This is a genomic window from Mesorhizobium sp. M7D.F.Ca.US.005.01.1.1, from assembly GCF_003952545.1.
Taxonomy (GTDB): domain Bacteria; phylum Pseudomonadota; class Alphaproteobacteria; order Rhizobiales; family Rhizobiaceae; genus Mesorhizobium; species Mesorhizobium loti.
In genome coordinates this window covers 3605073-3619139 of sequence record NZ_CP034453.1, presented here as the reverse complement: position 1 = coordinate 3619139, position 14067 = coordinate 3605073, and the positions used below count along the sequence as shown (strand labels likewise).

At 64.0% G+C, this 14067-nt stretch carries 11 protein-coding genes; 5 read left to right on the top strand and 6 right to left on the bottom strand.

What is annotated here, in order from left to right; all coding sequences use genetic code 11:
* Positions 1-69: 69 nt before the first annotated feature.
* The 4 genes from EJ076_RS17305 to EJ076_RS17290 all read left to right on the top strand — a co-directional run bounded on the left by EJ076_RS17305 (position 70) and on the right by EJ076_RS17290 (position 5948).
* Positions 70-969, top strand: a complete 900-nt coding sequence (locus tag EJ076_RS17305; RefSeq protein ID WP_126068700.1) for a LysR substrate-binding domain-containing protein — start codon at positions 70-72, stop codon at positions 967-969.
* 87 nt (positions 970-1056) lie between these two features.
* Positions 1057-2754 (top strand): thiamine pyrophosphate-dependent enzyme, encoded by a 1698-nt coding sequence (locus EJ076_RS17300; protein WP_126068699.1) that lies wholly within the window; start codon positions 1057-1059, stop codon positions 2752-2754.
* A gap of 17 nt (positions 2755-2771) precedes the next feature.
* On the top strand, positions 2772-4127 hold the full coding sequence (locus EJ076_RS17295; protein ID WP_126068698.1) for an MmgE/PrpD family protein: 1356 nt from the start codon (positions 2772-2774) through the stop codon (positions 4125-4127).
* A gap of 165 nt (positions 4128-4292) precedes the next feature.
* Positions 4293-5948 carry an ABC transporter substrate-binding protein gene (locus tag EJ076_RS17290; RefSeq protein WP_126068697.1) on the top strand — a complete coding sequence of 552 codons (1656 nt, stop codon included), beginning with the start codon at positions 4293-4295 and terminating at the stop codon, positions 5946-5948.
* A gap of 97 nt (positions 5949-6045) precedes the next feature.
* Here EJ076_RS17290 and EJ076_RS17285 read toward each other — a convergent pair whose 3' ends face one another.
* The 5 genes from EJ076_RS17285 to EJ076_RS17265 form a co-directional block, all read right to left on the bottom strand.
* Positions 6046-6909: a patatin-like phospholipase family protein gene (locus tag EJ076_RS17285; protein ID WP_109663126.1), complete on the bottom strand. Its 864-nt coding sequence runs from the start codon at positions 6907-6909 to the stop codon at positions 6046-6048.
* Entirely contained in the window at positions 6906-8255 is a 1350-nt protein-coding gene (locus EJ076_RS17280) for a pitrilysin family protein (protein WP_126068696.1), read from the bottom strand. Before EJ076_RS17280 ends, EJ076_RS17285 begins: the two co-directional genes overlap by 4 nt.
* Complete coding sequence (locus EJ076_RS17275; protein ID WP_126068695.1) at positions 8255-9625, bottom strand: pitrilysin family protein; 1371 nt, start codon at positions 9623-9625, stop codon at positions 8255-8257. Before EJ076_RS17275 ends, EJ076_RS17280 begins: the two co-directional genes overlap by 1 nt.
* Positions 9626-9758: 133 nt before the next feature.
* Positions 9759-10313 carry a 16S rRNA (guanine(966)-N(2))-methyltransferase RsmD gene (gene rsmD / locus EJ076_RS17270; protein WP_126068694.1) on the bottom strand — a complete coding sequence of 185 codons (555 nt, stop codon included), beginning with the start codon at positions 10311-10313 and terminating at the stop codon, positions 9759-9761.
* A gap of 13 nt (positions 10314-10326) precedes the next feature.
* On the bottom strand, positions 10327-12585 hold the full coding sequence (locus EJ076_RS17265; RefSeq protein WP_126068693.1) for a pseudouridine synthase: 2259 nt from the start codon (positions 12583-12585) through the stop codon (positions 10327-10329).
* A gap of 281 nt (positions 12586-12866) precedes the next feature.
* On the opposite strand from EJ076_RS17265, the gene EJ076_RS17260 reads away from it, so the two are divergent.
* A complete protein-coding gene (locus EJ076_RS17260; protein WP_126068692.1) occupies positions 12867-13316 on the top strand; it encodes a nucleoside deaminase in 450 nt (149 codons plus the stop codon).
* A 40-nt stretch (positions 13317-13356) separates the two neighbouring features.
* Here EJ076_RS17260 and EJ076_RS17255 read toward each other — a convergent pair whose 3' ends face one another.
* Positions 13357-14037, bottom strand: coding sequence for a hypothetical protein (locus EJ076_RS17255; protein ID WP_109663115.1), 681 nt, complete (start codon positions 14035-14037; stop codon positions 13357-13359).
* Between the last annotated feature and the right edge of the window lie 30 nt (positions 14038-14067).

Sequence of the window (14067 nt, the reverse complement as noted above, 5' to 3'; positions counted from 1 at the left end):
GCCTCTTGAAAACCCCTATAGGTGCCGCGCTGGAGCAGTGGGTTCCGGCGCGCGGAGGAGTTAGCGAAGATGGCAAGGCGGTTACCTCCCTTTGCCGCGTTGCGGGCCTTCGAGGCGGCGGCACGGGCCGGCAGCCTGGCCGACGCCGCCGAAGAACTGCTGATTTCGAGTTCCGCCGTCAGCCATCAGATCAAGTCGCTGGAGACCTTTGTCAGCGCCAGGCTTTTCCTGCGCGAGCAGACCGGCCTGAAGCTCACCGAGATCGGTGAAAAATATCTGGAAGGGCTGGGCGACGCGCTGGACCGCATCGAGGCGAGCACACTGTCGGTGATGCAGGACACCAAGAATGGCGGGTTGACCATCCATCTGTTCCAGTCGCTGGCGCAGATGTGGCTGATCCCGCAGCTGGACGATTTCCTGTCGTCCAACCCCGAGATCACCGTCAAGCTGATCACCAAGCCGGACGACATCGAATTCTCCGGCTCCAGCATCGACATCGACATTCGCTATGCCATGACGGCGCCGGCGGAACACATGTGCGAGAAGCTGATCGACGAGGTCATCGCGCCCGTCGTCTCGCCGGACTATCTGCGCCACAACGGGCCGATAGAGACGCCGGAGGACCTGATTGGGCGGCGGCTGATCGGCTGCGAATACGTGCCGCATGAATGGGATTTCTGGTTCGAGAAAATGGGCGTTGCGGGCTCGAACCAGGTGCCGAAACTGATGTTCGATTCCCGCTCCCACGCCTTGCTTGCCGCAAGCGAAGGCATGGGCGTGGCGATGAACCGCCGCCCTTATGGCGATCTGCTGCTGAAGCGTGGCTCGCTGATCGCCCCCTTTGCCGAGGACGTACCAACCGGCGGCGCCTATTATTTCATCGCACCGAAGCGCTCGGCCGGTCTCGCCCGCGTCAAGCATTTCAAGGCCTGGCTGCTGTCGCTCAGCACCAGCCTTCGCAGCGACTGACGGGCTTTCGCCACCGGTCCGAAATCAATTCATCGGCAGCGAAATTTTATTCGATTGAGACGCTTTGGACGCGCCCCTAGGGTCGCCATGAAAAGCGGGGCGATCTTGCGAAACGGCGGTCAGATACTCATCAGCGCTCTGTTGCAAAACAGTTGCAAAGCCGTCTTCGGCGTGCCGGGCGAAAGCTATCTGACGGCGCTCGATGCGCTGTGGCAGCGTGCCAATCTGATCCGCTACATCACCTGTCGCCACGAGGGCGGCGCCTGCTTCATGGCGGCTGCCTATGCCGACGCCACCGGCGAGCCGGGCGTCTGTTTCGTCACCCGTGGTCCGGGCGCGATGAATGCCGCGATCGGCCTGCATGCGGCCTATCAGGGATCGACGCCGCTCATCCTCCTGGTCGGACAGATTTCGACCGCGCACCGCGACCGCGAAGCCTTCCAGGAACTCGACTATCGCCGCGTCTTTGGTCCGATGTGCAAATGGGTGGCGGAAATCGATCACCCGTCGCGCATCCCCGAATACGTCAACCGGGCCTGGCGAACCGCGATTTCCGGTCGCCCCGGCCCTGTCGTTCTGGTCCTGCCGGAAGACATGCTCAAGGCCGAATGCGACACGCCGGACCTGAAACCGGCGATGGCGACGCCTGTCGCGCCGCTGGCCGCCGACATGGCCGCGATCGAAACCATGCTGGCACGCGCCAAGCGGCCACTGCTGTTGCTTGGCGGCGCCAACTGGACGCAAGCCGGCCATGACGCCATCATCCAGGCAGCTGAAAACTTCGGCCTTCCCGTCGCCGTCGGCTTCCGCCGCCAGGGCCTGTTTCCCCATGATCATCCAAACTACATAGGCAACCTTGGCTTCGGTGGCGCACCGATGCCCAACGACTATTGCCGGCAAGCTGACCTCATCCTTGCCGTCGGATCCCGGCTGGGTGACGGCACGACGCTGAAATTCTCGCTGATACCATCGCCCGTTGCGCACTGCCGGCTGGTGCACGTGCATCCCGGCGCCGAGGAGCTTGGCCGGCTCTATCAGGCCGATCTTCTGGTACAGGCCGACCCCAATGCCTTTGCTGTTGCCCTGGCGGCCATCGCGGCACCCGGCGGCACTCCAGGGCGCGCCGCGATCCGTGCCTCGGCAAGGCAGCGCTACCTGGCCATGCTCGATCTTGCAGTGCAGCCCGGCCCCGTCGACATGGGCGCGGTCATGCGGTTCCTAAGCCAGCGGCTGCCGGCCGATGCCTTCGTGACCACAGGGGCCGGCAATGCCTCCGACTGGCCCAACATCCATTTCCGCTATCGCCGGTTTCGCGGCGCGCTGGCGCCGGTGTGCGGCGCCATGGGCTTTGGCGTGCCGGCAGCGGTTGCCGCCAAGATCGCCGATCCAGATGCGCCGGCCATCTATATCGGGGGTGACGGCGACTTCCTGATGAACGGCCAGGAGTTCGCCACCGCGATCCAGTACGGTCTCGATCCGATCTTCATCGTCGTCGACAACCGTTCCTACGGCACCATCCGCATGCACCAGGAACGCGCCTTTCCCGGCCGCAATTCCGGCACCGGCCTCACCAATCCGGAGTTCGCAACCGTGGCGATCGGCTATGGCGGCCATGGTGAAACGGTGGAAGCGACCGACGATTTCGAGCCGGCGTTCGAACGCGCGCTGGCCAGCGGCAAGGCGGCGGTCATCCACGTCAAGGTCGGCGCCGATCACCTTGGCCCGAATATGACGGTGTCCGCCTTGAACAGCCGGCGCACCGTCAGGCAGCGTCTGTCGAATTGAATGTGGGAGGTTTTAACGTGACCAGCTTTTCCGAGTTTGCCGGCAGCCTGACATACGACGCCATTCCCGAAGCGATGCGCGCCGTGCTGAGGCGCAGTTTTGCCGACACACTTGGCGTGGCAGCGGTGGGCTCGACGACGGAGATATCGTCGATCACCAAGACAATCGCCGATCGGCTGTGGCGTTCGTCGCCCGAAATTGCGGCCAGGATGATCTTCGACGGGCGCCCGGTCAGCCCGGCGGGTGCTGCCTTTGCCGGCGCCTTCACCATCGATTCCATCGACGGACATGACACCACCAGCCCGTGCAAGGGCCATGCCGGCTCGGCGGTGTTTCCGGCCCTGCTCGCCGTTGCGGATTCGCTCAGGGCCTCGGGCGCCGCACTCTCCGGCGAAGAGTTGATGGTTGCGCTGGCCGTCGCCTATGAGGTTTCCTACCGCGCCGGGCTGACCCTGCACGGCACCGTGTCCGACTATCACACGTCAGGGGCGTGGACCGCGATCGGCGTGGCGGCCGGTGTCTCCCGGCTGCTGGGCTTAAGCCAGGAGCAGACGCGCCATGCCGCGGGCATTGCCGAATACCACGGTCCGCGCAGCCAGATGATGCGCTGCATCGATTTCCCGACCATGCTGCGCGACGGTGTCGGCTGGGGCGCGCCGTCCGGCGTCATGGCGGCCTATATGGCGGAACTCGGCTTCACCGGGGCACCGGCGATCACAGCCGAAGGCAAAGCCGCCGCACCCTGGTGGAGCGATCTCGGCCAAGCCTGGCGCGTCGTCGAGGATACCTCGTACAAACCCTATCCGGTCTGCCGTTGGGCCCATCCATCGATCGATGCCGCACGCGACCTGATGCGTGACAACAGGCTTGCCAGCGGGGATGTCGCGCGGGTGCGCATCCAGACCTTCCACTATGCGGTGCGGCTTGCCGGCCACAACCCGAAGACGCTGGACGAGATGAGCTATTCGATCGCATTCCCCGTCGCGACGATGATCGTGCGTGGCAAGATCGGACCGCAGGAGCTGCTGCCGCAAGTTCTGCAGGACGAAGAGATCCGCCGTATTTCCAACGCCACCGAATTGGTCGAGACCGAGCACTACACCCGCATCAGCGTCGGCAAGCGCTGGGCCGACGTGACGCTCTACCTGAAGGACGGACGCGAAATCATGTCGGAGCCGCGCACGCCGAAAGGTGATCGCGACAACCCGATGAGCGACGGCGAGTTTCACCAGAAATATGCGACTTTCACCGACGGGCTGATCGGCAAGGACCGGGCCGACGAAATGGAAGCGATGGCGCTGTCCTTCGACGCCCTGGACAGCAAAGGGCTTGGCCGGCTGATCGATCTGACCGTCGCGCCTCTCGACCGCTGAAGCCTGCCAGGGCACGGACAATCGCTATCGCGGCGCCGGACGGAATTATTCTCAGCCGGCGCTGAATCCTTTTCGATCCCATCGCGCCGGCCAATGTCTACGATGAACCAACAAGGCCGCTGCAATCAACAGCGCATCAGGGATTGAAACCAAGGGGAGAACGCAATGACAATGTCCAAGAGCAATGGCGGCCGCATTCCTGATTTCGTCACGGCGATGGCCGAGAGCGCCAAGGCAGGCGCGGTCGACCGTCGCGAGTTCCTGGCGATTGCCAGCGCATTCGGCGCAACGACCGCAGCCGCCTACGCAATGCTTGGCCTCGCCGCGCCGACGGTTGCGCGGGCCGAGGAGCCGAAAAAGGGCGGCGTGCTGAAAGTCGCGACCAGCGTCAAGGAACAGAAGGATCCGCGGACCTATGACTGGTCGGAAATGGCCAACGTCACTCGGCAAACGCTGGAACCGCTGGTCAAATACACCAACGAATTCACCTTCAAGCCGATCCTGCTCGAGAGCTGGGAAATCAACGACGACGCCACCGAATACACGCTCAAGGTTCGCCAGGGCGTCACATGGAACAATGGCGACGATTTCAACGCCGACGACGTGGTCTTCAACCTGACGCGCTGGTGCGACAAGTCGGCCGAGGGCAATTCGATGGCGGCACGCATGGGCGCGCTCATCGATGCCAAGACCGGCAAGCTGCTTGCCGGCGCCATCGTCAAGGTCGACGACTACACGATCAAGCTGAAGCTGCCGGACTCCGACATCTCGATCATTGCCGGCTTCTCCGATTATCCGGCGCTGGTCGTGCACCGCGACTATGAGAAGATGGGCAGCAATTTCGTGAAGAATCCGATCGGCACCGGACCGTTCGAACTGGTGTCCTACGATGTCGGCTCGAAAGTCGTGCTGAAGCGCCGCGTCAACGGCAAATGGTGGGGCGGCGAGGCGCATCTCGATGGCATCGAGTTCATCGACTACGGCACCGAGGCCAACGCGATGATCAGCGCCTTCGAATCCGGCGAGGTCAACACCAACTACGAGACGACAGCGGACTATGTCTCCATCCTCGACAAGATGGGCTTGGTCAAGCATGAGGTGGTGACGGCCAACACCATCGTGGCGCGCACCAACGTCAACAACAAGCCTTACGACGACCAGAAGGTGCGCCAGGCGATCCAGCTTGCCGTCGACAATGCGACCGTGCTGAAGCTTGGCTATGGCGATGCCGGCACGCTCGGCGAAAACCATCACGTCTGCGCCATCCATCCCGAATATGCCGAGCTGCCAAAAGTGTCGCGAGACATCGCCAAGGCCAAGGCCTTGATGACCGAGGCCGGCCAGATGGAGTTCGAGCACGAACTGATCGGGCTCGACCAAGACTGGCACAAGAACACTGCCGATTCGATCGCAGCCCAGCTCCGCGAGGCCGGCTTCAAGGTCAAGCGCACGGTCCTGCCGGGTTCCACCTTCTGGAACGACTGGACGAAATACCCGTTCTCGATGACCAACTGGAACATGCGTCCGCTCGGCGTGCAGGTCATCGCGCTCGCCTATCGCACCGGCGAATCGTGGAATGAGTCCGCCTATTCCAACAAGGAACTGGACGAGAAGATCGCCAAGGCGCTGACCGTCGCCGACGTCGACAAGCGGCGCGAACTGATGGTCGACATCGAGAAGATCCTGCAGAGCTCGGGTATCATCATCCAGCCCTATTGGCGCAAGATTTACAACCACTCGACGAAGTCGGTGAAGAACTACGGCATCCACCCGACCTTCGAACAGAATTTCGAGAATGTCTGGTTGGACGAAAGCGCCTGAACGAAGATCATGCGATGGGTCGGGAGACGATACCGGATCGTCTTCCGAACTGATCTTCCAAGTCATCTCAAGTGATCTGCAGGGATCGAACGACAGCTCAGCTGGCGATCCGCTTGCCGCTTTTGCGTTTGCTGCTCCTCGCCTCCAGCACCTTCTCCACCTGCCGCTTCAGCTCGTCCTTGATATCGACCGTCTCGTTCATCAAGGCGTCGATCTTCAGGAAATCGAGCACGCGGAACTTTGATACAGCCGGGCGGACCAGGATGTCGGGTCGGGATTGCTTCAGCTTGTTGGCGATGATCGACTGCATCATCAGCTGTGTCGCGCCGAACATCAGATCGACGGAGGTCGGCTGTTTGCGGTCGACCTCTTCCGGCGCGCCGACCACGTCGACGCCGATGATGATGTCGGCATCGTTTTCGATCAGGTCGAACGGCACGGGGTTGTAGATGCCGCCGTCGATCAGCAGCCTGCCGTCGCGCGTCACGGGACGGAACACGGCGGGTATGGCCGCTGACGCTGCAAGTGCGGAGTGCAAATCGCCGTCGTCGAACACGGCGAGCTTGTGGCCGAAATAGTCTGTCGCCGTTACCTTGAGCGGGATCTTGAGTTCGGCAAAGGTTTCGGGGATGGCCTCGGGCAGAAAGGCCTTCAGGATGCGCTCGACATTGAACTGGCTGACGCGGATGCCGCCCTGCATGGCTTCGGCGATCGTGCCAGGCCGTGCCCGCCACATGCGGCTCGCCACTTCGGCGCGGCGGCCGAGAATCGAGCGGGCATAGTCGTGGATGTCCTTGCCGGTCATGCCGGCGGCCATGCCGGCACCCATGATGGCGCCGATCGACGAGCCGGCAATGGCCACCGGCCTTATGCCCAGTTCGTCAAGCGCCTCGATGACATGGATATGCGCCAACCCTCGCGCGCCGCCGCCGCCGAAGGCAATGCCAAACGTCGGGCTCATCCCTTGCCGGCTCCGACCAGTTTCGGTCCTATGACCATGATGGTCGGCTCGGCCGACAGCAGCTTCTTCGCCGCCGCCTTGACCTGATCGAGCGTCACCGCGTTGATGTAGCCGGCGCGGCGCTGCATGTAGTCGATGCCGAGATCGTCGAGCTGCAGCTCGACCAAAGTCGAGGCAATGGAACTCGACGAGTCCAGATTGTTGATGGCATAGGCGCCGGTCAAATATTTCTTGGTTGCCGCCAGCTCCGCTTCGGTCGGGCCTTGCTCGGCCAGTTGCTTGACCACGTCGCGGACGATGCCCAGCGTCTCGGCCGCCCGGTCCGACCGCGTCCCGGTGCTGACGATCAGCGCGCTGGCGTGGTCCTGGTTGATCAGCGAGGAGTTGACGCTGTAGGCCAGCCCGCGCTTTTCGCGCACCTCCTGGAACAGGCGCGAGGTGAAGGTGCCGCCGCCGAGAATCTCGTTCATCAGCACGGCGGGAAAGAAATCCGGCGCCTTGCGCTTCACGCCGGGAAAAGCGAGCTGCAGGGAGGTCTGCGGCAGGTCGTAGTCGACCTCGACATGCTGCGCCAGCTTTGGGTCGATATCGGCCACGGGGGCGAGCGCCTGGTTTTGCGGCAGGTCGCCGAACACCATGTCGAGCTTCTTCTTGAGCGTCTCAGGGTCGATGGCGCCGACGACGGCGACATGCAGCCCACCACGCGCGAACACCGCTTTGTGAAAGGCTTTCAGATCATCCGGCGTGATGGTGGCTATGCTCTCCTTGGTGCCCTGATCGGAGCGGGAATAGGGATGGTCGCCATAGAGGGCGCGCGCCCATTTGCTCTGCGCGACCGTGTCGGGATCGTTCTCGCCGGCGATGATGCCGGACAGGATCTGGGCGCGGATGCGGTCGATCGGCGCTTGGTCGAAGCGCGGCTGGTTGACCGCGAGCCGCAACAGCTCGAACGCCTCGTCGCGCTGCTCGGCCAGCATGCGCATGGAGCCGTAGATGCCGTCACGGCTTTCGTCGAAACTCATCTCGGCGCCGGCATCGTCGAGCTTGATCTGGAAGCCTTCACTGTCGAGCGGGCCGGCGCCTTCATCGAACAGACCGGTCATCAGATTGGCCAAGCCCTCCTTGCCGACTGGGTCCTGCGTCGAGCCGCCGCCGAAGACGAAGCGGATGGCGACGATCGGCACGGAATAGTCCTCCACCAGCCAGGCGGTGATGCCTTTTGGCGAGGTGACCTGCTGGATGTCCATGGCACGCGCTGTGAGTACCGGCAGGACCAGGAAGAGGACGGAGAGGAAAAGGGTAGCGAGAGGGGCGCGTGCGCGCATCGCGTTCGTGCTCTTCATCATCAATTCCCCGCCTGTTGCTGCGGCAAGAGATAGCCGGTCGTCGACCGGGCGAGCACCAGATAGCGCGCGGCGACGGCCTTGACCTCGTCTGATGTGACCTTGCGGATGCGGTCCGGCCATTGCTGGACGTCCTGCACATTGCCGCCGGTGGCAAGCGTCGAGCCATAGATGTTGGCCATCGAATCCTGCTTGTCGCGGGCAAAGATCATCGACCTGACATAGCGGTCCTTGGCCTTGTCCAACTCGTCTGCGGTGACGCCATCCCTGACGATGCGTGCCACTTCCGCATCGACCGCCGCTTCGACGTCTGAGATTTTGGCATCGCCGCGCGGCGCGCCATAGACGGTGAAATTGGTGTCGTCGAGCATGGTGCCCTGGAAATAGGCGCCGGCGCTGGAAGCGATGCCTTGCTGGACAACGAGCGCCTGGTAGAGCCGGCTGCGATTGCCGCCGCCGAGGATTTCCGCCAGCAGGTCAAGCGCTTCGGCCTCACCCGGTTTGCCGGAATGATAGGATGGCACCACCCACTGCGTGGAAAAACTCGGCACGCTGACGCGGGCATCGGAGAGCGTCACCGTGCGCTTGGTGTTCTGCTCCGGTTCGACCGGGCGGATGCGGGGCGGCAGATCGGGGCCGCGCGCCACCTTGCCATAGGTCTTTTCGGCCAGCGCCCGTACCGTGTCCGGCTCGACATCGCCGGCCACGATCAGCACGGCGTTGTTGGGCCGGTAGTATTTGTCATAGAAGGCGGTCGCGTCGGTGCGGTTCAGCTGCTGCATCTCCTGCATCCAGCCGATAACCGGAATGCGATAGGGCTGGTTCTGCCACAGCGTGGCATCGACCTCCTCGTCCAGCACGGCCTCGGGATTGTTGTCGATGCGCGAGCGGCGCTCCTCGAGGATGACATCGCGCTCGGTCTTGATGACATCGTCGGTGAGGATGAGGTTGCGCATGCGGTCGGCCTCGAAGCTCATCATCAGCTCGAGCGCGGACGGCGCCACCGTCTCGTGGAAGGCCGTGTAGTCGTAAGAGGTGAAGGCGTTGTTGGAGCCGCCGATATCGGAGATGGCGCGGTCGAACTCGCCCGCCGCATGGTGGGTCGTCGCCTTGAACATCAGATGCTCGAAGAAATGCGCGATGCCCGATTTGCCCGGCGGCTCGTCGGCGCTGCCGATCTTGTACCACACCATATGGGTGACGATCGGTGCACGATGGTCGGGAATGACGACGACCTCCATGCCGTTGTCGAGCAGGAAATCCGTGACCTTGAACGCGTCCGGCGCGCTCTCGGCCAGCGCCGGGCTGGTGACAGTGAAAGCCAGCGACGTCGCCAGCAGCGTTGCGCGCAGCCATTCAGCCTTGGATGTCATCAATGGCTCCGGTTTTCTTGGCAGGACGATAGGCAGGGTCTGGACGACAAGCAAAGTGAATTGTTGATCATGCGCCGGCAAAGGCGGCGGCAAAGAGGCCGGCCGTGGATACCGGCTATGGATGCAAGTCGTATCAGGCTGCCTCGATGAAGCGGATGACAGTCTCGCCATAGTTGCGTTCGTCCAGCACGGAAAAGCCTGGGCCTGGCTCGAAGGGCGCCGCCGCGGCCTCCTCGACCACACACAGCGCGCCAGGGCGGAGCCAGCCGCCGGCCTTCGCCGACTGCAGGGCGCGCTCGCCAAGGCCCTTGCCATAGGGCGGGTCGGCGAAGACAAGGCCGAACGGCGCCAACGTGCCGGCCTCGCCAAGGCCGGTGGCGTCGCGGCGAAAGATCTTGGTGCGACCGGTCAGGCCGAAGGCCTCGACATTGTCGCGGATCAGGCCACGGCCTTCGGCCGATTCCTCGATGAAGACGCCGTAGGACGCGCCGCGCGACAGTGCTTCGAGCCCAAGGGCGCCGGTGCCGGCGAACAGGTCGAGCACGCGCGCGCCATCCAATTGCTCGGCAAAGCGATGCGCCAGCACGTTGAAGACCGCCTCGCGGGTGCGATCGGTCGTCGGACGGATGGCGCTTGAGCGAGGCGTCGCCAAGGGACGCCCGCGAAACTCACCGCCGACGATTCTCATCTCGCTTTAGGCCTCATCTCGTTCTGGGACCTTTGGGACCACTGCGCGGCCGCTCGCCGCCAGCACCGCCCGGACGCTCGCCGCGCGGCTTTCCGAACGGCTTTGCACCGGCGGGTTTGCCATAGGACGGCTTGAACGACGCCTTGCGCGCCTTGGCGTCAGCCGCCTTGGCGGCGTCGGCTTCTGCCCTGCCCTTGCCGATCGGCCGCGCGCCCGGTGCCATCCAGACATTGGCCTTGCGCTGGCCAGGTGGCTCGATCGGCCGTTGCTCGCGCTCGGATTTCATGCCGCCGCCCGGCTTACCGCCAAAAGCACCACGAGGCTTGTCGCCGAAGCCGCCGCGCGGCTTGTCGCCAAAATTGCCGCGGGGTTTGTCGCCAAAGCTGCGTTCGGGCCGCGGACCGCGCTCGCCAAAGCTCTTCTCGGATCCCGCGCTTCTGTCGGGGCTTGTCGACAGCTTGCCCAGCGCTTCGTCGCGACTGCCTTCGCGGCGTTTGCGGTTCTTGATCAACCCGCCCTCGCCGATCGGACGGCGCTCGCCGTCACGGGTGAATTTCGGCCGTTCCGGCTCCGGCTCGCGGATTTCGGTGCGCCGCACCGGCTTGTTGGAAAACGGTTTGGTGACATCGGCGTCGAAATTGGCGCCTGATTCCTCGACCAGGCGCTCGCCAAGCTGGTCGCGCAGCACCCTGCCCTTGATCTCCAGCACATGGCCCTCGGCGAGGTCATCAAGCTGGAACGGGCCGTAGGAAATGCGGATCAGCCGCGTCACGTCGAGGCCAAGCGAGCCGAGGATGTTCCTGACTTCGCGGTTCTTGCCCTCGCGCAGGCCGATCGTCAGCCAGGCATTGGTGCCTTGCTCACGGTCGAGCGTCGCTTCGATGGCGCCGTAAAACACGCCGTCGACGGCAATGCCTTCACGCAGGCCGGCAAGCGCGCTCTCCTCGACCTTGCCGTGGACGCGCACGCGGTAGCGGCGCAGCCAGCCAGTGGCCGGCAGTTCGAGCACGCGCGACAGGCCGCCATCGTTGGTGAGCAGAAGCAGGCCTTCGGTGTTGATATCCAGCCGGCCGATGGTCATCAGCCGCGGCAATTCAGCCGGCAGCACGTCGAAGACGGTCTTGCGGCCCTCGGGATCGCGGTTGGTGGTGACGACACCGGCCGGCTTGTGGAACAGGAACAGGCGGGTGCGCTCGATTGGCGGGATTTCCATACCGTCGAGATGGATGATGTCATCAGGCATGACGTTGAAGGCCGGCGAGGTCAGGGCGCGGCCATTGACCTTGACGCGGCCGGCGGCGATCAGTTCCTCGGCGTCGCGGCGCGAGGCCAGGCCGGCGCGGGCCAGCCGCTTGGCGATGCGTTCGCCTGCCTCTTCCGTCGCATCCGCGGGACGCGGGCGCGGCTTGAAGCTACCGCCTGATGCGCCTTGCGGCCGATCGCCAAAGTCGCGCTTGGGACGGTCAGCGAAGTCACGCTTCGGTCGATCGCCGGCGTCGCGCGGCGCGCGGTCGCTAAAATCACGCTTGGGACGGTCGAAGCGCTTTTCGCCGCCCTCTGCCGCCGCAGCCGGCCGGTCGCCACGCGGTGCATAGGGTTTGCGCGGCCCTTCGCGCTTTTCATAGGGCTTGCGCTCGCCTTCGGCCGCCATTGGCCGGTCGCCGCGCGGTGCATAAGGTTTGTGCGGCCCTTCGCGCTTTTCATAGGGCTTGCGCTCGCCCTCAGCGGCCACCGGGCGGTCGCCGCGCGGTGCGTAGGGCTTGCGTGGGCCTTCGCGCTTCTCATAGGGCTTGCGCTCACCTTCAGCGGCCACCGGACGGTCGCCACGTGGCGCATAAGGCTTGCGTGGCCCCTCACGCTTCTCATACGGCTTGCGCTCGCCTTCAGCGGCCACCGGGCGGTCGCCGCGCGGTGCGTAGGGCTTGCGTGGCCCCTCACGCTTCTCATACGGCTTGCGCTCGCCTTCAGCGGCCACCGGGCGGTCGCCGCGCGGTGCGTAGGGCTTGCGTGGCCCCTCACGCTTCTCAAAAGGCTTGCCTTCGGGGCGCGGACCTTTGCTGAATGGCTTGTCACCGCCCTTGAAGTCGCGCTTCGGCCGCTCGCTATCGGCAGCCATCGGCCGATCGCCACGCGGTGCGTAAGGTTTCTTGGCGCCAAAGGACGGCTTGCCGCCTTTGCCGGCGGCGCCATCACGGCTGCGCGGTGCCGCGGCTTTCGAGCCGCTTCTGACCGGACCCTTCTTGGGTCGGAATTTCTTGTCGTTGTCGTCCATGTGGCCTTTGTCCGTTTGCGCTGCTACAGCGTGGCGCATCCTTTTGGGCGCGCAACGAACGCTGTAGCATTTTTGATGTGGCGCATGATCATTTCCGAAAACCGAGTCCGATTTTCGAGGTCATGCGCTCAATAACAGGATCACCAGAGTTTGTCAGGGAAAAGTGGTGACCGGTTTTTCCGAAAGGACAAACGAAAACCAAAAGCCTGGAGCAAGTGCGGTTCATTCTGAAACGGACTTGCTCCAGCGAGTGGCGAGGAGATAATCGGAATGGAAATCGCGTGAAGCGGCCCGATTTCATGGCGCTGGCGCTGAAGGAGGCCGAAGCTGCCGCCTTGCGTGGCGAAGTGCCGGTCGGCGCCGTCATCGCCAACGCCGATGGCGTTGTCGCCAGTGCCGGCAACCGCACACGCGAACTTGCCGACCCGACGGCGCATGCCGAGATGCTGGTCATCCGCGAAGCCTGCCGCAAGCTGTCGGCCGAGCGGCTCACCGGCCATGATCTCTATGTGACGCTTGAGCCTTGCGCCATGTGCGCCGGCGCCATTTCCTTCGCCCGGCTGCGGCGGCTCTATTTCGGCGCCGCCGACGACAAGGGCGGTGCGGTGGTCAATGGCCTGCGCTTCTTCGCCTCGCCGACCTGCCACCACACGCCCGACATCTATCCGGGCATCGGCGAGACCGAAGCGGCCGTGCTACTCAAAGGATTTTTCCGGGAACGGCGCGGCTGAACCGGGCGCCCTTCGGCAAGAAACAACAAAGGGGCAGTTTTTACAAGGACGGCATCCAGTCGAACCAGCCGCTGCCCTTCTTGCCTTCCGCCTCTTTCTTGAGACGACGTTCCTTCTTGTACTCGTCCTCACCAAGCTCATTCTGCGGCGCTGTGCCAGCTGCTACACGATACTGCACCGGCGGTTCGCTGAGATATTTGCGGGTGTTCGGGTCACCCTGCTTGCTATCGGCGAGGCGGCGCTGGATCTCGGCGGCACGACCCTTGTCGGAATCAGCGGGTGTCCACGCCGGCGGGTGGCTCGAACCTGAATCCGCCATCGCCTTCTTCACCGAGGCCGGATCGGTCTGCACGTCGTCGACGATCTCCGACTGATAGGCCGGATCGTTCTGATGGGCGGTGGCGTCGGCGCGCAAGCGGGCGCGGCGCTGCTCGGGCGATTCGGGCCATTCGGCGCTTGCCGTCTCGATGCTGTCCTGCGGCGCCGGCAGCGCTTCCTTCTGGCCTGGCGCCGGCTTCACCAGCGTCGGGCGCGGCTTGTAGTCGATCTGTTCCTTGCGCTTCGGCGCGAACGAAAAGGCGCCCGAAATATCGCCGGCCAGCTGTTCGCCGGCGGTCTTGTCGGTGCCATAGGTCGGAGACCCCATGCAGCCGGACAAAGCGAGGCCCGATGCGACAAGCGGCGCCAGCAGCGCCAGGCGCACGTTATATCTCTCGGTCATGCCAAAAAGTCCCACTGTAGACAGCCTCTC

Coding starts and splice junctions, on each gene's coding strand:
- EJ076_RS17305 (WP_126068700.1), top strand. CDS start 70: ATGGCAAGGCGGTTACCTCCCTTTGCCGCGTTGCGGGCCTTCGAGGCG.
- EJ076_RS17300 (WP_126068699.1), top strand. CDS start 1,057: ATGAAAAGCGGGGCGATCTTGCGAAACGGCGGTCAGATACTCATCAGC.
- EJ076_RS17290 (WP_126068697.1), top strand. CDS start 4,293: ATGACAATGTCCAAGAGCAATGGCGGCCGCATTCCTGATTTCGTCACG.
- EJ076_RS17285 (WP_109663126.1), bottom strand. CDS start 6,909: ATGAGCCCGACGTTTGGCATTGCCTTCGGCGGCGGCGGCGCGCGAGGG.
- EJ076_RS17280 (WP_126068696.1), bottom strand. CDS start 8,255: ATGATGAAGAGCACGAACGCGATGCGCGCACGCGCCCCTCTCGCTACC.
- EJ076_RS17275 (WP_126068695.1), bottom strand. CDS start 9,625: ATGACATCCAAGGCTGAATGGCTGCGCGCAACGCTGCTGGCGACGTCG.
- rsmD (WP_126068694.1), bottom strand. CDS start 10,313: ATGAGAATCGTCGGCGGTGAGTTTCGCGGGCGTCCCTTGGCGACGCCT.
- EJ076_RS17265 (WP_126068693.1), bottom strand. CDS start 12,585: ATGGACGACAACGACAAGAAATTCCGACCCAAGAAGGGTCCGGTCAGA.
- EJ076_RS17255 (WP_109663115.1), bottom strand. CDS start 14,037: ATGACCGAGAGATATAACGTGCGCCTGGCGCTGCTGGCGCCGCTTGTC.